Origin of the sequence: Mesorhizobium sp. M1348, assembly GCF_040317925.1 — a bacterium.
GTDB lineage: Bacteria > Pseudomonadota > Alphaproteobacteria > Rhizobiales > Rhizobiaceae > Mesorhizobium.
The window spans coordinates 181377-201098 of record NZ_JAMYLH010000011.1 but is presented as its reverse complement, the minus strand read 5'-3'; the positions used below and the strand labels follow the sequence as shown (position 1 = coordinate 201098).

Below are 19722 nucleotides of genomic sequence, written 5' to 3'. Positions count from 1 at the left end.
TGCCAATGGCCGTATTGCGGATTGCGGATATTGGTGGTGCCGTAGTCGGCCTTGCCCTTGACCCGCTCCAGTGGCGTCGGCATGCCCCACAGCAGATTGGCCAATTCGCGTTCGCCGTCCGGCGCGTTGCGCACCACCGGGCCGGGCTGGTTGGGATAGATGTCGATGGAGGGTTCGAGATTGCCGAGGATGTCACGCAGGGCGCGGGTCCACTGGCGGATGGCCTGCTGGCTGGTCGTGATATTGTAAAGATTGCACATTTCAGGCCGTTCCCGGATGCTCAGGCATCTTGTTGGAAACGGCCCGGAATTTCCAGCGCTGTCCGTTGGGTTGCTGACACGGCAGGCCGTGTCAGCAATGGTTTTGTGAGACCTACCGCGCCGATTGTCTCATAGCTTGTGCGGCGACTGCCGCCAGAAAAGCCCTCGCCGCGGCATCGCAGGCCGCTCGAGACGGGCCTTTGGCGAAAAGAAGAAGCTCGGCGGCTCGAATGTTGAGCCCGTGCTTCCTTGCGAATGTGGCTAGATCGTAAGGCTTGTTGTCGTAAGGCTGGTCGTCATAGTCGATCGTCAGATCGTAGTTTTCTTTCATTTTCTTCCTCCCGTTAGCGATCTCCCCCTCCAGTCGCTAACGCAAAATTAACGTCGATGGCGGCGGGCGAGTCCACCAATCAGAGATTGTGTAAAAAACGTACGAGCTCGGATGCTCGCCCTCGCAACGGGGCCGCGAGCAATCGCCGCGGACCGGACCGGTCGAAAGAGCCGATTATGATGGCAACGTTGGAAAAGGCTGCCACGGCCTGGTGCCACGGGGTGTCCGGGACGCCTACCGTGCCTAATGGCAGTCATTTTCATCTTCCAGGCCCGGTCCGCAAAGCCGGCCTCGTCGGGTTCGGCTAGAGAATAAATCCGGCTAATAACACCGTAAGGAGCAGTGACAGCGGAACGGCCGCAAGACACCAGATCTCCAACGTGTTGTTTTGCAGCGGGTCCATCGTCAGCCTCACTTTTTGGTTCGTCATTGTGACACTAACGGTTGGTCGGAGGTAGGGGTTCCAAGCGACGCCGTTCATAGAGCGCTGCCTGTGCTGTATATTAGCAACAGCTTGACGACCGCTGAGCCCCTAACGCTTGGGACAGCTTCATTTGGCGCCGGATTGGATGCGTATTCCGCAGGAATGCAAGCGCCCCTCCGCAGCAGCCGTGCGGCGATCGATCGCCGCCCTTGATCAGCGCCGAGCCGATCATGCCCCGGAACCCAATGCCTGCGTCGACCTCCGGCCGAAGTTTCGCTACCACCGAGCCGATCCGATGTTCACTCACAGCCAGCGATGCCCGTTAATAGGACCTAAGTCTGACCTGCCTGCGCAATGGTCTCGTGTACAGCCGGCGCCGGGAACAACTGCGGCCGTCTTCAGTTGATGGCGTCATCTCCTCGAGGAGAAATCGGCGCAGAATCAGTCCCTTCATGCGCTGATTAGGGTCTGCCTGCCATTGCTGGATTTGGCGGGCGGACCCTTGGTTCTGTACGCTCCAGATCGAAAGCGGGTAAGCTCGGGATCACTCATCATCCCAGAAATCCTTTAGTGAGGGCGGAGGTCTTCCTTGCCCCTGAGATGCTTGACCTGGCTTGACATCCGAAAAGGACGACCTCCCAGCGGCCGCACGCAGCGGGGTCGCCCTCAGCCCTCCAGCGCCTCGTGCTGGTAAAGCTCGTCCATGCTGAGCGTCGCAAGCGCGGCGAAAGGTGCCTGCTTCTTCACGCGGCCGTTGCTCAGGATCACCACGTCGTCGCAGAACGAGATGGTGCTGCGATGATGGCTGATGACGATGGTGGTGCGGCGGCCGGCCCGCGACTTGAGCGTCTCGACGATCGCCGCTTCCGACAGCCCGTCCACTGCATTGGTGGCTTCGTCGAGGATGAGGATATCGGGATCGCGCACCAGGGCCCTGGCCAGCGCGATCCGCTGCCGCTGGCCCGCCGAGAGATTGACGCCCCGGTAGCCGACGACGGTCCTGTAGCCCTGCGGCAGCTGCTCGATGAAATCATGCGCTTCGGCCAGTTTTGCCGCGCGCTCGGCGTCGTCGGCCGAGGCCGCGTCCTGGCCGTAGATGATGTTGTCGAAAATGGTGCCGTCGACCAGCTCCAACTCCTGGCTGGCGAGCGCGATGTGCTTTCGCCATTGGCTGGGGTCGATACGGTCGAGCGGCAATCCATCGACGAGGATCCTGCCGCTGTCCGGTTCGACGAAGCGGCACAGGAGATTGACGATCGTTGTCTTACCGGCGCCCGAGCGGCCGATCAGCGCCGTCGAGCGGCCGCTGCGGAGGTCGAAACTCGCCGCATGCAGCACCACCGCGCGCTGTTCCGAACCGGAATAGGTAAAGGTGACGTCCTCGAACTTGATGCCCTGGCTGAGCCCGGGGAACGCCGCGTCACCTTGCGGCGGCGCGGGCTTGTCGGACGGGTCCAGCATCCACGTCACCTCTTCCAGCGACCCGCTCAGGCCTTGCAGCTGGCTCCAGGCCATTTGCAACGACCGCATATAGGGCTGCAGCCGGTAGAGCAGGATGACGAAGGCGACGATCAGCGGGAAGCTGACATCGGCGAACCAGGCGCCGATCACCACCGCCAGGAACAGCATGGCGTGCAGAACTTCGGTCAGCGGCGGCAATGCTCCCTGACGCGTCAAAAGCACGAACGCCGCCCGGCGCACTGCATCCGATGCACGGTCGAATGCCGCCTTCTCGCGTTGCTCCTGGCCAAAAATGCGGATCAGCCGCCCGGCATGCACCAGATGCAGCATCTGCGATGCGAGCTGGCTGTTGCGGGAGGCGACGCTGCGGCTCGGCGCCTTCAGATTTGCCGACAGCATGGCGTGCGCGACCTGCACCAGCGCCAGCCCCAGCGTGACCAGCAACGTCATCTGCCACGATAGAAGCAGCAGGAAGGTCAGGAGGATGATTGCGGCCGACGCGTTAACGATTGCCCCAAGCGTGATCTGGATGGCATCCGAGGCCCGCCAGGATTCGTTGGAGATGATGTTGAGCAGCCGTCCAGGGCTTTGCTGCAGGAAGAACGGGTAGCCTACCCTAAGCAACTGCTCCGACAGCGCGCTGCGGATCGAATGGCTGGCCTTGCCATAGATGAAGGTGGTCAGCAGCGTGTTGGCGAAGGCGAACAGATTCTTCAGAACGATCGAGCCGAGGATGGCGACCGATATGACGATCAGCCGGTCGCGCTCGCTCAGGCTCGCTCCGACATGCTGGAAGACGGCGGAAAAGCCGGCCATGCCGGTCTGCCCCTGCCCCATGATTATGTTCAGCAACGGGATGATCAGGCCGATACCAAAACCTTCGAGCGCGGCGCTGAGCAGCCCGAGCACCACCACGGCCGGAAGCAGGCGCAACTGCTTTTGCCCGAGCGCGCGGCGCAGCATCGGCAGGCTGGGCGGCATCAGTCGCATGATAGCGGATCACCTCGCCTCGGCATTTGCCTGTTGCTCCTGTCGCACTTCCGTTGTCTTTGGCGATTTCGCCAGCAAAAGCACCGCGAACTTGGCCGCGCCGAGCAGATTCATGCCGATGATCGGCCAGTGCGACAGCTTGAGTTCGCGGTCGAACAGCGGGCCTTTCCTCAGTTCGCGTAAGGCCGCCCTCATAGACCAGTAGAAATGGCGAAGCAGCCACGGCGCGTACCGGATATGTTTCAGGCAAAGCCCGCCATTGCCCATGCTGTAGTCGCGATGCAGCTTTTCGATGGCTTTGCGGTCGCGCCGGCCGTGATGGTGATAGATGGTCATGTCGGGCACATATTCGACCGGAATCCCAAGCAGCACCGCCCGCACCAGATAGTCCGTATCCTCCGCCGAGCGCAGCGGGCCGCCGGCGCCGAAGCGTTCGTCGAAACGGCCGATGCGGGCGGCAACATCGCGGTGCATCGTCATGTTGCAGCCGAGTACGAAGCCGCCGGGATGGACATCCGGCGTAAGCCGCGCGCGCACCGGCGACCGCTTGATCGTGAACGGCAGGTCGCGGAGATCGCCGATCTCGACGCGGCCGCCACGGATGACCCGTTCGCCGGCCGCATAGTGCCGCTGCAGATCGCGCAGATAATCCTTGTGGACCGCACAATCATCGTCGACGAAGACCAGCACGCGGCCCCGCGCCCGCTCCAGCCCGGCATTGCGGGCGGCCGCCAGTCCAGGTCGTGGTTCGCGAATAGCCGTGAACGGAATGTCCGAAAGTTCGGCGATGCTGGCCAGCCGTTTGGCCGTGCTGTCGGTCGAGCCGTTGTCGACAACCACCAGTTCGGCAGAGAAGGCAGGGTAGGCGCGGCACGCGGCCTGGATCGACTTTATGCAAGGCTCGAGCACGCTGACACGGTCGCGTGTGCAGACGATGAAGCTGACCGCCGGCGCCGGTCCTTGCTGCGGCTGCGGCGACATGGCCGCCGGCACCGTCGAGCGGCCGCGCTGCTGGAGCTGGTGCGATTTGACGAACATGCGTTGCTAGCTCAACTCAGGGGAAGGCAAAACCGCCGCGGCCGGCACGGACTGCAGATACCGCGACAGGGCATCCACCTGCCTGGTGACCGACATCGAGGCGAGACTGAAGCGCGGCGCGAAGGCACCGGTGCGAAACACGTACTGCTCGCGGCGCCGGATGAGCTTCCATTTCGCCGTCCGTGTCAGGAATTCGTGCATCAGCAGCGGCTGTCTTTCCCCCGATATCAACTGATAGAGGAAATAGAACAGGTTCAGCGTGCCAGCCTGGTAGCTCGGCCTCGTCTCGGCCGGCAGCCCGGCAATCCTTTCTTCCAGCGCAAGGATCCATTCGGCGGCACGGCGAACCGTGCCCATCGACAGGACCTCACCGATGTCGCGGAGGCCTTGCGTCCCTTGTGCGAGCCCTTCGCGCTCTAGGTTCTCGGCGACGATCTTCAAATGCGTCCTGCGCATTTCGCGCTTGTGCCTGTTGGTCACGCTGTCGTCATGGATACGATAGGCGATCAGACTTTCGGGGATCATGGCCGCCGGGTAGCGGTCGGTCAGCCGCCTGAACAGGTCGAAATCCTCGGCATGCTTGTAGCTCGTGTCATAATATAGAACGTCTTCTTCTATGACATTCCTGTTGTATACCACCGTGGAATGCATGAAGATCGTGAAGAACATCGACAATATCCGCAGGCTATTGTCCTGGAATATCGGATCGGGCGACCCCCTGACGACGCGGTTGCCGAGCAAGGTGTCGAAGCCTGCACCGCACAGCGCAAGGTCAGGCTGCTGGTTAAACAGCGCGACCTGTCGCGACAGGCGCCGGGGATAGGCGAGGTCGTCGGCATCCATCCTGGCGACCAGATCGCCGCGGGCCACCGCCAAGCCTTCATTGAGCGTTGCGATCAGGCCACGGTTTTCGCGTGAGATGATCGAGATGCGGCTGTCGGCCTGGCGATATTTCTGCAGGATCTGCAGCGAGTTGTCCGTCGAGCCGTCATTGATGGCGATGACCTCCACACGCTCGTAATCCTGCCGCAGGACGCTGCCCAGCGCGGCGGCGAGGTAAGGTCCCGCATTGTAGATCGGCAGCAGAACTGACACCAAGGGAGCAGCCATGATCAGCTCCGATCGGTTCGTTGCAGCTTGCGTGGCAAGCGTGATGCGCCATCAAGCGGCTTGCCCAGATACGCTCCAGCCGCGAGCCATCCGGCATTGGTCGTGTCGATGCCTGCCGGGAAGCCGGCGCGGTCTCTCCGGGCAACATAGGGGAAGTGGCGTTTGAGGCTGTTGAGCGGCATCTCGAAAAGCAGCCACGAGACCGAGGCCAGCATGAGCGTCGCCGTTCCCGCCACCAGGAACCGTCCCGGCCCTTGTTCCGAGACGTTGAGCGGGATCCAGGGCTGCGACTTGACGACCAACGCCAGCACTATCGGATGGTAGAGATAGACGCCGTAGCTGATGCGGCCAAGGCCAAGCAGCGGCGGCAGTTCGAGACCTTTTCCGATATAGCCGCCAACGCCTGTCGAACAGCTTGCAACGATGACCACCAGCGGTACGAGAGGCAGGATCTGCAACAGCAGCCAGAGGCCCCATTCCTGCACCGGATTTGCCGGCGCCGGCGCAAACCACTGCAGAACGAAAAACGCCACCGCGAGCCCCGGCCAGCCAGCTCGAAGCCATTGCGGCAAGCCGGCAGCTCTTGACCGATAGGCGGCAAGCAGCGCACCGGACGCCAATGCGTCCATTGACGCCGGCGGCAGCAGGTCGCGTGCCAAACCGGGCGTTCCAGCGATCGGCCAATAAAACCGATAGGCCAGCGACAGCACGATAACGCCAATGCAGATCGATTCCAGGCGCCGGCGCGGCGCCAGCAGGACGATCAGCGGCCAGGCGATGTAGAACTGCTCCTCGATGCTCAGGCTCCAGAAATGGCAGAGCAGCCAGGGCGTCCATTCATTCTGCGCTGCGTACCAGAAATTCGACAGATAGAGCGCATGCCAGACCAGCGATCCTCTGGACTGCTCCAGGTCCACCAGCCAGACAAAACCCAGCACGGCGAAATAGGGCGGGAATATCCGCAGCGCTCGCCTGATATAGAAGGATTTCAGCGCCGGTCCGGTTTCGAATTCGGCGGCCGCTCTGGCTTCCAGCAGCAGTCGCGTGATCAGAAAGCCGCTCAGCACGAAGAACAGACGCACGCCGATATGGCCCCAGAACGAGGACCCGCCGACCGCGAAGAAGTGGGCGTACAGCACCATCGTCACGGCGATGGCCCTCAGCGCGTCCAATTGGGTGTCGCGCGCATTTCCCATTAGCGGCGTACGCCGGCGGGACGGCGAAACTGCCAATCGGTCAACATGGCGGCGTCGTTCACGGCGCATTTCCAATCGGAAGCGCCCCCCTCACGCAGAATAGGGCCACCATTGTGCAACGCAACACAAAAAGTTGACACATTTGAAACAGGAACGTGAGGCGCGGCTAATAGAGGCTCAAAAACTGCAGGAAACAGCCTGAATTGTCCATTTCTGACGGTTTTTGGCGCCCTACCTTGGCCTGCCGATATCAGTGTCGAATGTGCTGCGATGCAGCAAGCTTGCCGTCATCACGGAACGCGTGAAGCTCATCCGTTCGATCGCCGCCAGCGGCACCGGCGTCATCCTCGTCACACACGATCTCTCCACGGTGCGGGCGCTGGCCGACAGGATCGTGGTTCTCAGCCTTGGACGCGTGGCCTATGACGGATCCGCCAGGCACCTTAGCGCCGACCAGCTGTGGAGCCTCATGGCGAGCGGCGCCCTCGCGTCCGCCGGGCAGTAGAAGGCGTGGACCCGCTTCGCGGCACCCACTCACACGCAAGCTTCCCGCCTCTGAGCTACGCCTCCTTGCTGGCATTCGCGAGCCCCACTGTGCGACGCTCCGGGAGCCCCATTCCGACGAGTGCACCGGCGAGCGAGAACAGGGCGGAGACGTCGATTGCCGAGGTGAAACCATCGCTGAAGGCATGTGTAGACGCGAAGCTTCCGGTCCCGGCGAACACCGCACCGGCGATCGCGATCCCCGACACACCGCCCAGAAAGCGGAATGTGTTGAATGTGCCGGCAGCCTTACCGACTTCCGGCCGCGCGACCGCATTGAGAACCGCATTCTGCGCGGCAGGCATGGCCATCGATACGCCGGCACCGGTAATGATCAGCGGGGCGACTAGCTGGATATAGGGCAGATCAGGTGCTGCGATCTGCGCCAGCCAAGCCATTCCGGCTGCCTGCAGGATCAATCCGGCCACGACAAGCCAGCGCTCGCCGACGCGATTGATCAGGCTGCCGGCGATCGGTGCAACTACAAAAAGCGTGGCGGTCCAGGGCAGCAATCCCATGCCGGCGCCGAGCGGCCCACGGCTCTGGGAAAACTGCAGAAACTGCGGCAACAGGAATACGAGGCCGTACATGGCGGCGCAGAGCAGGAAGTTCGCACCTACGCCCGAGGAGAATGCGCGCGCCCGAAAGAACCGCAAAGGCAGCATGGGCTCACGGGTACGCAACTGCCAAAGGACGAATGCGATGGCGAGAAGCAGCCCGGCCGCCAGCGCCGTCAGCACTTCAGAGCTGCTCCAGCCCACGATGTTGCCGCGCATCAGACCCCAGACCACTCCAAATGCCGCCGCAGTTACCAGCACGACGCCGAGGACATCGATTGCCGTGCCCGGCCCGTGGCTCTCCGGAATCCGACGCATCACCAGCGGGATGAGAACGATGCCGACCGGAACATTGAGCCAGAAGATCCAGTGCCAGGAGAGGCCTTCGGAGATCGCACCGCCCGCCATCGGACCGATGATCAGGGCCAGGCCGGTGATGCTGCTGAATATCCCCAGCGCCTTGCCTCGTTCCTCCGGAGGAAAGGCGACGCTCAGAAGCGCCATTGCCAACGGCATGACCATTGCGGCACCCGCGCCCTGAACCGCGCGGGCGGCGATCAGCAATCCGGCATTTCCAGCGAGCGCGCAGGCAACGGACGCTGCGACGAACAGCGCCAATCCGGCGATGAAGATGCGGCGTCGGCCAAACCTGTCACCGAGCGCCGCCCCGGTCATGAGCAGGACGGCAAAGCTCAAATTATAGGCGTTCATCGTCCATTGCAGCGTCTCCAGCGAGGCATCGAGTTCGACCCGCATCGTACTCAATGCGGTCGCGACGACCATCGCGTCGAGAACGACCATCAAGGAGCCTATCGACGTGAGGGCGAGAACCCAGACCTTCGTTGATGCCGCACTTTGCTTGCTCATGATTATGGCGCCTCCGGCTCGAACAGAGAGCCCGCCAGGTTCGCGGGCCCACGCTGCAGAGACGCGGAGGCATCACCAAAGGATTCCAGCCAAAGAAAGTTTTTTCGACCGAATCCTTTTGCCATCGTCGAGCGTCTATAGGACGCTGCGCCCGATGGCGGGCGCCTCTGCCTGGGAGATATGCATGAAATCGACCCTTGTGCGATGACCGGATCCGCACCCGGCACGCCAGAAGGACGGGAGCCATTTGACCGGCTGCTCGGCGAATTGCGGCCGAAACTGCACCGTTATTGCGCCCGCATGACCGGTTCGGTGATCGATGCCGAGGATGTCGTCCAAGAAGCTACGGTCAAGGCGCTCGAGGCGTTCCCCGGGACCGGGCCGATAGCCAATGTCGAGGGCTGGCTGTTCCGCATCGCGCACAATGCAGCGCTCGACCACCTACGCCGTCGCGCCAGGGTGGATGCCGCGCATGCCATCGAGGATATCAACATGATACCTGACCCCGGCATGTCGGCCGAGGGTCGACACACTGCAGCCGCAAGCCTGCAGACCTTCATGCGCCTGCCCGCGGCGCAGCGTAGCAGCGTCATCCTCATGGATGTGCTCGGCTATACGATCGAAGAAATCGGCAACATTATCGACAGCAGCGTTCCGGCGGTGAAAGCCGCACTGCATCGCGGCCGTCTGCGCCTGCGCGAGGTCGCCGGCGAGCCTGACGATAGGCCAGTGCCGTTGTTGGCCGAGCCCGAGCGGGCGCGTCTGGCAGCCTATGTAGAGCGGTTCAACGCCCGCGACTTCGATGCGATCCGCGACATGCTGGCCGAGGACGTGCGGCTTGACCTCGTCAACCGGCTCCGGGCGAGCGGCCGCACGAAAGTGGGCCGGTACTTCCACAATTACGCGGGTATCCACGATTGGCGGCTGCTTCCAGGCGTGGTCGATCGGCGCCCAGCCATTCTGGTGATCGACCCGGACGACTCGGCCGGAGGGCCAAAATACTTTATCCTGCTGGAATGGGCGGGCGACAGATTGGCGAGAATTCGCGATTTCCGCTATGCGCGCTACACGCTTGATGGCGCCGAGGTGGTGGCCCTGCAAGCATAGCAATTCTCTTTCAGAATATCGAACCGAGCACGGGCCAGCCCGCTTCCTTGGAAACGCACCAGCTATTTTGGATCGCGGCCGCTTGTCATCCAAGCGGCCGCCCTTTTCCGCCGATCCAGCTTTAAGCCGGTTGCAACTCCCTGCGCGGCAGCGGCGGGAAGGCGATCGCAATCGCCATCGCGCCAAGCCCGACAAGAGCCGAGCCGATGAACAGCCAGGAATAGCTGGCATAGGCATCGAACACCATGCCGCCGGCGAGCGGGCCGAAAGCCATGCCGAGGCTGGACAGCATGGTTACGGCACCGAACACCGTGCCGAGGATGCGCTGGCCGAAATATTCGCGCGCCAGCACCGCATAGAGCGGCATGACACCGCCATAGGTGGCGCCGAAGATGACGGCGAGTGTGTAGAATTGACCAAGCTCACTAACCGCCAGATAGGCGGCGATGACCACGGCCTGTATGGCCAGCCCGGTGATCAGCACCGGCTTGACGCCCAGCCGATCGGCAAGCACGCCGTAAAGCAGCCGGCCACCCAGCCCTGCCAGGCCCTCGATGCTGTAGATGCTGACCGCCGCCATCGGCGCTATGCCGCACAGCATTGCATAGCTCACCATGTGGAAGATCGGCCCGGAATGCGCTGCGCAGCAGGCAAAGAAGGTCAGTCCCAACACGATGAATTGCGGCGAGCGCAGCGCCTGCGGAACCGTCATGCCGGCACCCCCGGCGGCAACGCTTGGGGCAGCGCCGTCGGCAGCGGGCTTGGGCGGCTGGCGCACCAGAAGCGCGGCCGGCAGTAGCAGCACCCACGCCGTGATGCCGATGTCGAACATTGCGGTGCGCCAGTCGTAGGCCGAAATCAGCCAGCGGGCGAAGGGCGAGATGGTCATTGGCGCCACGCCCATGCCGGCCGAGACCAGCGAGACCGCAAGGCTGCGGTTCGTGTCGAACCAGGCGGAGGTCAGCGCGATCATCGGCGCGAAGAAGGCGCTTGCCGCGAGGCCGACGAGCACGCCGTAGGCCAACTGGAAAACGAGCAGCGAACCGGTGCGGCTGGCCAGGACCAGCGCCAGGCCGAGCAGCACGGCGCCGGTCAGGACGACGATGCGGGCGCCGAAGCGGTCGTAAATGGCGCCCCAGGCGAAGCCGCCGAGGCCCATCACCAGGAAGTTCAGCGTCATCGCGCTCGATATGCCGGCGCGCGACCATTGTGTGTCGAGCGCCATCGGTTCGAGGAAGATCGCCAGCGAGAACATCGCCCCGAGGGCGACACAGGTCATCAGCGCGCCAGCCGCGACGATAACCCAACGATAGGGAAGGCTCATTTCAATTTTCTCCCATGCCGGAAGCGTTGATACGGCACGACCTTTTCGAGCTTCGCCGAGCCGCTTGCGTCCGAAGGACGTTGGACAACTTTTGAATCCGACAATCCGGTTGCATTTTTTATCCAGTCAGGAAATTGCGCCGCTCAATTGTTCCATTCCATTGACCGTGCATCGTCCTGAGCTAGATTTCCAGCCTGGCGATCAGGAGCTATCGGGCATGGAACTTCATCGCGGCCGTGTCATCGACCACATCCAGTTGGTGGTCAGGGATCTTTCGGCCAGCCGGCGCTTTTACGAGGCGGTTCTCAACGTGCTCGGCGTACCGATCGGTGGCGCCGGCAATTATTATTTCTGGGCCGACGAGCTGTTCATCTCCAGCCCCGACAGCCCGGCAGCCCAGGGAAAGCTGACCGGCCGCCATCACCTTGCCTTCCAGGCAAAGGACCGTGCGATGGTCGATGCCTTCTACAAGGCCGGGCTTGAGGCCGGCGGCACCGACAATGGTGCGCCGGGCGAGCGGCAGCACTATCACCCTGGTTACTATGCCGCCTTCCTGCTCGACCCCGACGGCAACAACATCGAGGCCGTCCATCACGGCCCGGCCAACCGCAGCGCCGAGTCAGTGAAGATCACGTTCTGATGATCGGGTGATGGGGGCAAGAATCTTGCTTGCGACGGCGTCGGATCGGGTGCGGAGGTCATTCCGCCCCGCCCTATCGCGTCAGTGCCGCCATTTGGCCCGCCAGGAAGTCGACGAACAGCCGCGCCCGGACCGGCAACTGCCGCCCGTAGGCATGGACGATGTGCACCGGCATGGTCGGCATCGCCACCTCGGGCAGGATGCGGACCAGGCGGCCCCCGTCGAGATCGTCCTGCACCGCAAACCGCATCAGATGCGCGATGCCGGCGCCGGCAAGTGCCGCATTGCGGATGGCACCGCCGTCGTCGGTATCTAACCGCCCAACCGGCACGATCACCGTACCGTCGGCAAAGGCGATGGGATAGGGCCGGCCAGCCATCTGGTAACGGATGAAGTCATGGTTCGCCAGATCCTCGACCGATGCCGGACGGCCGCGCCGCTCGACATAGGCCGGCGAGGCCACCAGCACGATCGGCAGATTGGCGATCTTGCGCGCGACGAGCCCGGTGTCTGAGAGCGGCCCCATGCGCACAGCAACGTCATAGCCTTCGCGGATCAGGTCGGCGTGGCGGTCGGTGACGCTGAGCTCGAGTTTTACTTCGCCATGCTGCGCAAGGAACGCCTGCGCCCATGCGGCGATCAGGCCGCGCCCAAGTTCGACCGGCGCTGTTACGCGCAGCAGGCCGCGCGCCGTATCGGCCATCTGGACAATGTCCTCGGCATCATCCAGTGCCCTGAGCAGCGGCGCCACCCGCTCGTAATAGGCGAGGCCTTCGCTGGTCAGCCCGAGCCGACGCGTCGAGCGCTGGATCAGCCTGACGCCGAGCCGGCGCTCGAGCCGCGCCACGCTTTTCGACACCGCCGACGGGCTGGAGCCGACCAGCTGGCTGGCGGCATGGAACGAGCCGGCATCGACGGTTCGGACGAAGGCGACGAGACCGGCGGTCTTTTCGAGGATGGTGGTCATTCCGGAATTCCAGGCACGAAAGAACGGAGCGTAGGCATCCTAATACGCTTTTTGATCACCATTAGATACCGCTCATCGTCGACAAAGGAGAGATTGATGAGCAAGCTGAACGGCAAGGTCGCCATCGTCACCGGCGCATCCAAGGGTATCGGCGCCGCCATTGCCAAGAGATTTGCCACGGCCGGCGCCGCAGTGATCGTCAACTACGCCTCGTCGCGAGAAGGCGCCGAGCGGATCGTCGCCGAGATCGAGGACCGTGGCGGCCGCGCCCTCGCCGTCCGAGGCGACGTGTCGCAAGCGGCCGACGTGTGTCGTCTTTTCGAAGTGGCAAAATCGGAGTTTGGCGGGCTCGATATACTGGTCAACAATGCCGGCGTCTTCGCATTCGAGCCGCTGGAAGCGGTGACCGAGGCCGAGTTTCACCGTGAGTTCGACACCAATGTGTTGGGCATCATTCTGACCACGCAAGAAGCAGTGAAGCATTTTGGCCCGGGCGGCGGCAGCATCATCAACATAAGCTCGGTCGCCAGCCGCAATCCGCAGCCGAATTCGCTCGTCTACGCCGCCACCAAGGGTGCGGTGGACACGATCACGCTGTCGATGTCGCGGGAGCTCGGCGCCCGCAATATCCGCGTCAACGCCATCGCGCCCGGCGGCGTCGATACCGAAGGCCTCGCACGCATCGGCATTGTCGGCAGCGAATTCGAAAAACAGATCGTCGCCATGACCCCGCTCGGCCGCTTCGGCCTGCCCGACGACGTCGCCCGCGTCGCGGTGTTCCTCGCTTCCGACGAGGCGTCATGGCTGACCGGCGAGCGCATCACCGCCTCGGGCGGCTGGCGATAGGCATGGAGGCCGCGGACCTGCTGTTTCACGGACCATGCCCCACGCCGCGCGACGTCGAGGAACACCGCAATCGATGACGACAGCGATCTAAGCCCTATGTTTCGGCGAGGGAGGAGCGCCGTGCGCCATCGATGATGGCGCAATGCCAGGGAGGTAACGGATGACGGACGACGAAAAAGCAATCCGAAAGCTGGTCGGGACGTGGATGGATGCAAGCAAGCGTGGAGACATCGCGACCGTCCTCAGTTTAATGACGGACGACGCGATCTTCATGGTTCCCGGCAGGGAACCCTTCGACAAGGAGATCTTCGCGGCGGCCGCGCAGGAGACGGCCGGCGTTCATATCGACGGCACGAGCGATATCGTGGAACTACAGCTTCTCGGCAATTGGGCTTTCATCCGCAGCCGCATCGACATGACCGCGACCCCGCCGAATGGGGAGCCGGTCCATCGATCGGGATATGCGCTGACGCTCCTGCGCAAGGAGGCCGATGGTGCGTGGCGGCTCGCGCGCGACGCAAACTTGCTGACCGCGCAAGGCTAGAGCCGGTCTCCGGCATCTCTGCACCGGAAGGCGCGCCAGGGGGAGCGATAAGGTGGCGAAGATGCGTTCAAGGTCGCCCTGAACAGCATTCTCCTCCTCCATCTGATCACACCGGCAAGAGGGCATTCGGTTTGACATCGGCGATGGAGGCGAAAGTGTGTGTTTCGCGCACGCCGGGCAGAGGCAGAATAACCCGCTGCAGGAAATCCTGGAACACCGCCATTTCAGCGATCCGCGCCTTGACCAGATAATCGAAACCGCCAACCACCATATGGCACTCCAGAACCTCCGGGGCTTTCGCCACGGCTTCGGCGAAGCGGTCAAAGACATGCGGCGCCGTGTGGTCAAGCCGGACCTCGATGAACACCAGCGTTCCCCTGCCGACCTTGCGCGGATCGAGCATAGCCCTGACCGCTGTGATGAACCCGTCGCGGAACAGGCGCTTCACCCGCTGGCTGGTTCCGGTCGGCGACAGCCCGACACGCCCGGCAAGATCAAGCGTCGTCCGGCGCCCATCCTCCTGCAGCAGCCGGAGCAGGCTGCGGTCTATCTGGTCGAGGTCGTCCATTTCACAATCCACTCTATCTCAGGGATTTATGTGCTGATTTCACGCAGAGATGCCAAAATCAACGTATTTCATCATATAAAACCTCGCAATAGCCTGCGTTTCCGGCACCCACTCAAAGCAGATGTGGTGAGCCGATTTCGACGAACACAGGAGTGCAGGATGACCAAGGAAGCGTTCAACCCAGCCGGCAAGAGTGCGGCGGAAATCAGCAAGGGAGCGACCGAAATCCTGGTGCTGAGCGAAGCCGACGTGATGGCGTGCATCGACCTCAGCCAGCTTCTCGATGTCCTGGAAGACGGCTTCAAGGCGCTGTCACAAGGCAAGGTCGTCAATCCACCCCGACCACAGCTCGACATCCCCGGAGCCGGCTACAGTCTCACCATGCCGGCCTGGATGGAGGGCATGAACCTGACCGTCAAGATCGTCAATGTCTTCGAAGCCAACCTGGCCAAGAACCTGCCCAGCCATCTCGCCACCATCAGCCTGTTCGATCCGCTGTCCGGCCTGCCGGTCTGCATCATGGATGGCACCTTCATAACCGCGGTGCGAACCTCCGGCTCCGCCGTGCTGTCGGTGCGCGCGCTTGCCCGCCGGGATGCCAGGATAGCGACAGTGATCGGCGCCGGCGTGCAGGCCAACCAACACCTGCATCTGTTGCCGCTGGTGCGCGACTTTGCCGAAATCCGGGTCGCTTCGAAGAGCTTCGACGATGCGGCAGCACTTGCCCGGCTGCATCCGTCGGTGGTGGCGGTCGCCGACCTCGAGGCGGCGGTGCGCAGTTCCGACGTGGTGTGCCTGGCGACCCACTCCTACCAGCCGGTGATCGACGCAGGCTGGGTCCAGCCGGGCACGCATGTCTCGTCGGTCGGGGTGGCGCCGCCCGGCGGAGAAATGCCGATCGAGCTCATCGGCAAATCCAGTCTTTTTGTCGAAACCAAGGATGCGTTCAAACCGACCCCGGTCGGTTCTTGCGAGCTTGCCGGCTTCGACCCGGATTTCGGCACCGAGCTTGGCGCCATGCTGCTCGACCGCGCGCCGGGTCGCGTTTCCAATCAACAAATCACCACCTACAAGGCGATGGGCATTGCGATGGAAGATATGGTCGCCGCCGATCTCGCCTATCGTTGCGCCAAGCGCCTGCGCAAGGGAAAGCTCATCGTGCTGTAGGCGCGTGCCGCGAGCCAGGCGGGATCGACCTTCCTGACAATGGCCCCTTCGCGGAAGCGGCCGGGCTAAAGGCGGCCTCTCAGGCCGGCTCGCGTTTCAATGCCTGCGCCATGCAGTGGATGCCGCCGCCGGTCTTCGAGATCTCGCTCATGTCGATGGCCGCGACCTCGAAGCCGCGCGCCTTGAGCTGGCCGATCAGCGTCTGGCTCGAGGTTGGCGCGATCACCCTGTCCTTGCCGAGCGACATGAAGTTGCAGCCGAGCGCCATCGTGTCCTGGAACGGCACGTCGATGATCTCGTGGCCCTTGCCCTTCAGCCAGTCGACGATGCCCGGCTCCGTACAAGCAAGGCAGACGGCGGTCAACTTTTCCGCAATCGGCACCACCATCAGGTCGATATGGACGTAATATTCGTCGATGAAGGCGATGCGGGTCTCCCAGCCCTCCTTGTCGAACCAGGCCTGCACCTGGCGCGCGCCCTCCTCCTGCGTGCGGGCGCCGCCGCAGCCGATCAGCACCACGCCATCCTCGATGACATTGAAGTCGCCGCCTTCGAAGGTGCCGGCGGTGACCATGTCGTAGATCGGAATGCCGAGCTTCTCATAGGTGCGGATCGCCGCGTAGTTCTCGCCGCGCCGCCACCACTGGGCCATGGCGGTGATGATGGCGCCGTAGGGCGTCATGACGCTGGAATCGCGCGAATAGACCTGCATCGGCAGCTCCGGCGTCGGCTCGTGCCAGTGGATGTTGACGCCGAAATGCTCATAGGCGGCGGCCAGGTCCTTGTGCTGCGCCTGCGCGATCTGGACGTTGCAAGGCGCCTCGCGCAGATGTTTTCGCGACAGCGAGCTGGTCGAGAGATGGCGCAGGAAATTCGGCGAGCCGAGCAGCACGTCGGTCAGCACATCGGTCTCGTTGGCGAAGCCCCAGGCGGTCAGCGGCTTGGTGCCGCCGGCCGGGTTGCGGCGCTGCAGCGAAAACGGCTCGGCGACGATGCGGTCATGGACGGTCATGGGGTTCTCCTCGTGAAGGGGGCGGCTTGGTTAATCATGCGGCTTGGTTGCTTGGTATCCACCAATCCCGTCCGCGCGGGGTGGTGACATATTCCGGCCAGCGAAAGCCGATCGGCGGCTCGTAGTCGCAGAGCGGCGCGATCCAGTTCGAGCCGCCGATACCACCGCCGGTGCGGGCGACGAATTCGTCCATCGCCGCGTCGCGCGCGGCCTCGTCTTCCAACAGGCGAAGTGCCGCGAGCGCGATGGTCTTTGCGGCGCAGATGACCATCGGGTCGATGGTCGCGGAAATGCCGCCCAGCGCATTCATCGCCCAGGCCGGATAGGCGTGACCATTCTCCGAGCGCAGTGCCGGGCGGGCGACATAGACCCTTGCCGTCGGCGTATGCCACGACATGTCGGTGTAGTCGTCTGAAGTCGAATTGAGCTGAGATGGCGGCAGATCGAGGCGAAGCAGCGCCTCGGCCGCCTGCGGCGCAATCAGCTGCTCCAGCTCGGCGATGAACGGCTCGACGGTTGCCTCGCCGCCGGCATTGACCTGGATTTCTCGGGCGATCGCCTTGGCCGTCTCGTCCCAGCGCGGCGGCCCGACAGCCGCCAGCGCGTCGAAGGCAATGCCGGCCATGACATGATTGGCCAGCCCCGGCCGCGACTTCGACACCCAGTGCCGCTCATGGCGGCAGCCGCTCATCCTGGCGGCGGCCTCCGCATTGCGGTCGAGCATGGCGGTCACCTGCTCGGCCATCGCAACCGTCGGCACGCGGATCATATACTGGATCTCGGCCAGCCCGGCCGGCAGATTGTCGGCGGTCGCCTGCCCGGCGGTCAGGATCGCCTCGCTGATCGACCAGCCGCCCTGATGCGGCAGCATGGAATCGCGCAGCGCCTTGGACGCCATGTACATCATCATGAGCGCGTCATTGGCGCCGGGCGCCCTGACCGCCGAATGCGCCTGCGGGATGGGCGCTGCGTTGCCTGCCGCCCTCGCCCAGTGTTCCGGCTCGTCGCAGATGAAGCGGTAGATCATCGCATAGGCCGCCCCGCAATGCGTGTCCCAGCGCGCCGTGTTGCACAGCGGCAGCATGTAGAAGGGATGGAAGGAGATCATGCCCGCCTGCCCATCGTAATAGCCCTTCGCGGCATGGATCGGCTTCGATCCCCTCACCTTCTCCGCCGGCTCGCCGGTGAAGCGCAGCGTGCCTGATATGCCGTGGCGCTGCATTGCCGCCTTGGTCGCCAGCAGCCCGCCGAGGCTGGCAATGCCGAGGCCGGAATGCGGATCGGTGTGGCCGCCGGCCTGTTCGCCGAGGCCCGGACGCGGTCGCTTCACCGTCGCCGCATCCTGGCAATTGCCTGGCACCGCGTCGTACTCGGCATACATGCCGATCGTCGGGCCGGTCCCATTGGTCCAGTGGGCGCAGAAGGCGGTCGGCATGCCGCCCGAGCCTTCCTCGACCGAAAAGCCTTCGTGCTTCAACTGCTCCACATACCAGGCCGCCGACTGGTATTCGCGCCAGGCGGTCTCGCCGAAGTCGAAGATGGTCCGCGTCCACGCCGACAGCGACGGCTGGATGTCGTCCAGACAGGCAAGCGCGGTCGCTTGCGCCGAGGTCACCGGTTTCTCCATGGCGGAAAGAAAGCAGTGAAGCGCCCCGCCAAAAAGTGATATGTTTTCCCGGCTCATGCAAATTCGGTTCACCTCTTGCGAATTCCCTCCACTCAAGCGCTGCGCGCCCTCGACAGTTTTGCCCGCCATGGCAGCGTCTGGCGCGCCGCCGACGAACTGCATCTGACCCGCAGCGCAGTCAGCCATCAGCTTCGCCTGCTCGAACGCGATCTCGGCTTCGACCTGCTCGAGCGCATCGGCAAGGGCGTAGCGCTCACCCCGCGCGGCCAGCGCTATGCCAGCGATGTGCGCAAGGCGCTGACGGTGTTGGGTGACGCGGTGACGCGCCATGCCGGCACCGGCGTCGGCGGCTCGTTCAGTGTCAGTTGCACCCCTGGCTTCGCCTCGCTTTTCCTGTGCACTCACATAGGCGAATTCCGGCAGATGTATCCCGACGTCGCGCTGCGCATCCTGACGCCGCGCCGCCTCGATGACGTCAGCAATGCCGAGGCCGACGCTTTCATCGCCTTTGGCGTCGGCAACTGGCCGAACCGCGCGGTCGAGCTGTTGTGCGAAATCTCGTTCACGCCGCTGTGCAGCCCCACCCTGCTCAACAAGATCGGCGGCTTCTCCAAGCCGGCAGACGTGTTGCGCGCAAATCTCCTGCATCTCGGTGACACCGAGGACTGGGCGCGCTGGCTGGCGCTGTCCAAGGTCGAGAACCCCGACCCGGAAGGCGGCATCTTCTTTTCCGATATGAACCTGGTCTTTTCGGCGGCGATCGCCGGCCAGGGCATCGCCATGGGCGACGAGCTGACCAGCGGCCGGGCACTGAGCGAAGGCCGGCTGGTCCGCCCCTTCGACATAGCGATCAACTCCCCGCGCTCGTATTTTCTGGTTTCCGAGCACGCCAAGGCGGCGCATCCGGTGCTGGAGGCGTTTGGGAGATGGCTGAGGTCGAAGCTGTCCGAGAACCAGCGTTAATCTCCCCCCTCAGGGGGGAGATGGCCGCGAAGCGGCCAGAGGGGGTGGGTCCAACTGGGCTCGGCCTGCTGCTGCAGAGGAGGTTGGCACTTCAAGCGAAGCGACCCCCTCTGTCGCCTTCGGCGACATCTCCCCCTTGAGGGGGGAGATTGGCGCATAGATGAATCAAATTTGCCGATC

18 protein-coding genes and 1 pseudogene are annotated in these 19722 nt (G+C 63.5%); 7 read left to right on the top strand and 12 right to left on the bottom strand.

What is annotated here, in order from left to right:
- From NKH13_RS20005 to NKH13_RS19980, 6 genes and pseudogenes are all read right to left on the bottom strand, one after another.
- Positions 1–260, bottom strand: a pseudogene (locus NKH13_RS20005) (SOS response-associated peptidase); the annotation flags it as partial.
- Positions 261–372: 112 nt separating this feature from the next.
- The gene (locus NKH13_RS20000) at positions 373–591 is read right to left on the bottom strand and encodes a hypothetical protein (RefSeq protein WP_352718238.1); all 219 of its coding nucleotides are present in this window, start codon (positions 589–591) and stop codon (positions 373–375) included.
- Between the two features lie 1090 nt (positions 592–1681).
- Positions 1682–3466 carry an ABC transporter ATP-binding protein gene (locus tag NKH13_RS19995; RefSeq protein ID WP_502908341.1) on the bottom strand — a complete coding sequence of 595 codons (1785 nt, stop codon included), beginning with the start codon at positions 3464–3466 and terminating at the stop codon, positions 1682–1684.
- Between the two features lie 9 nt (positions 3467–3475).
- The gene (locus tag NKH13_RS19990) at positions 3476–4504 is read right to left on the bottom strand and encodes a glycosyltransferase family 2 protein (protein WP_502908340.1); all 1029 of its coding nucleotides are present in this window, start codon (positions 4502–4504) and stop codon (positions 3476–3478) included.
- 6 nt (positions 4505–4510) lie between these two features.
- Positions 4511–5614: a glycosyltransferase family 2 protein gene (locus NKH13_RS19985; RefSeq protein WP_352913959.1), complete on the bottom strand. Its 1104-nt coding sequence runs from the start codon at positions 5612–5614 to the stop codon at positions 4511–4513.
- Between the two features lie 2 nt (positions 5615–5616).
- Positions 5617–6810, bottom strand: a complete 1194-nt coding sequence (locus NKH13_RS19980; RefSeq protein ID WP_352913957.1) for an acyltransferase family protein — start codon at positions 6808–6810, stop codon at positions 5617–5619.
- 223 nt (positions 6811–7033) lie between these two features.
- Here NKH13_RS19980 and NKH13_RS19975 point away from each other — a divergent pair, with 223 nt between their 5' ends.
- A complete protein-coding gene (locus NKH13_RS19975; protein WP_352913956.1) occupies positions 7034–7315 on the top strand; it encodes an ATP-binding cassette domain-containing protein in 282 nt (93 codons plus the stop codon).
- 55 nt (positions 7316–7370) lie between these two features.
- On the opposite strand, the gene NKH13_RS19970 is transcribed toward NKH13_RS19975, so the two are convergent.
- Entirely contained in the window at positions 7371–8777 is a 1407-nt protein-coding gene (locus NKH13_RS19970; RefSeq protein WP_352718230.1) for an MFS transporter, read from the bottom strand.
- Between the two features lie 204 nt (positions 8778–8981).
- Here NKH13_RS19970 and NKH13_RS19965 point away from each other — a divergent pair, with 204 nt between their 5' ends.
- Positions 8982–9884 carry a sigma-70 family RNA polymerase sigma factor gene (locus tag NKH13_RS19965; RefSeq protein ID WP_352913954.1) on the top strand — a complete coding sequence of 301 codons (903 nt, stop codon included), beginning with the start codon at positions 8982–8984 and terminating at the stop codon, positions 9882–9884.
- 121 nt (positions 9885–10005) lie between these two features.
- Here NKH13_RS19965 and NKH13_RS19960 read toward each other — a convergent pair whose 3' ends face one another.
- Positions 10006–11208 (bottom strand): MFS transporter, encoded by a 1203-nt coding sequence (locus NKH13_RS19960; RefSeq protein WP_352913951.1) that lies wholly within the window; start codon positions 11206–11208, stop codon positions 10006–10008.
- A gap of 217 nt (positions 11209–11425) precedes the next feature.
- On the opposite strand from NKH13_RS19960, the gene NKH13_RS19955 reads away from it, so the two are divergent.
- On the top strand, positions 11426–11848 hold the full coding sequence (locus NKH13_RS19955) for a VOC family protein (protein WP_352913948.1): 423 nt from the start codon (positions 11426–11428) through the stop codon (positions 11846–11848).
- A gap of 73 nt (positions 11849–11921) precedes the next feature.
- Here the strand turns inward: NKH13_RS19955 and NKH13_RS19950 are convergent, their stop codons facing one another.
- Positions 11922–12815 carry a LysR family transcriptional regulator gene (locus NKH13_RS19950; RefSeq protein WP_352913945.1) on the bottom strand — a complete coding sequence of 298 codons (894 nt, stop codon included), beginning with the start codon at positions 12813–12815 and terminating at the stop codon, positions 11922–11924.
- A gap of 96 nt (positions 12816–12911) precedes the next feature.
- Here NKH13_RS19950 and NKH13_RS19945 point away from each other — a divergent pair, with 96 nt between their 5' ends.
- Positions 12912–13661: an SDR family NAD(P)-dependent oxidoreductase gene (locus tag NKH13_RS19945; protein WP_352913943.1), complete on the top strand. Its 750-nt coding sequence runs from the start codon at positions 12912–12914 to the stop codon at positions 13659–13661.
- Positions 13662–13821: 160 nt separating this feature from the next.
- Entirely contained in the window at positions 13822–14205 is a 384-nt protein-coding gene (locus NKH13_RS19940) for a YybH family protein (RefSeq protein WP_352636015.1), read from the top strand.
- Between the two features lie 106 nt (positions 14206–14311).
- Here the strand turns inward: NKH13_RS19940 and NKH13_RS19935 are convergent, their stop codons facing one another.
- Positions 14312–14773, bottom strand: a complete 462-nt coding sequence (locus NKH13_RS19935) for an Lrp/AsnC family transcriptional regulator (RefSeq protein ID WP_023720584.1) — start codon at positions 14771–14773, stop codon at positions 14312–14314.
- A gap of 159 nt (positions 14774–14932) precedes the next feature.
- Here NKH13_RS19935 and NKH13_RS19930 point away from each other — a divergent pair, with 159 nt between their 5' ends.
- The gene (locus NKH13_RS19930; RefSeq protein WP_352913940.1) at positions 14933–15940 is read left to right on the top strand and encodes an ornithine cyclodeaminase family protein; all 1008 of its coding nucleotides are present in this window, start codon (positions 14933–14935) and stop codon (positions 15938–15940) included.
- A 79-nt stretch (positions 15941–16019) separates the two neighbouring features.
- On the opposite strand, the gene NKH13_RS19925 is transcribed toward NKH13_RS19930, so the two are convergent.
- On the bottom strand, positions 16020–16952 hold the full coding sequence (locus NKH13_RS19925) for a dimethylarginine dimethylaminohydrolase family protein (RefSeq protein ID WP_292659762.1): 933 nt from the start codon (positions 16950–16952) through the stop codon (positions 16020–16022).
- Positions 16953–16986: 34 nt separating this feature from the next.
- Positions 16987–18579 carry a zinc-binding metallopeptidase family protein gene (locus NKH13_RS19920; protein WP_352913984.1) on the bottom strand — a complete coding sequence of 531 codons (1593 nt, stop codon included), beginning with the start codon at positions 18577–18579 and terminating at the stop codon, positions 16987–16989.
- A 75-nt stretch (positions 18580–18654) separates the two neighbouring features.
- On the opposite strand from NKH13_RS19920, the gene NKH13_RS19915 reads away from it, so the two are divergent.
- On the top strand, positions 18655–19542 hold the full coding sequence (locus NKH13_RS19915) for a LysR substrate-binding domain-containing protein (RefSeq protein WP_254819437.1): 888 nt from the start codon (positions 18655–18657) through the stop codon (positions 19540–19542).
- Positions 19543–19722 lie beyond the last annotated feature (180 nt).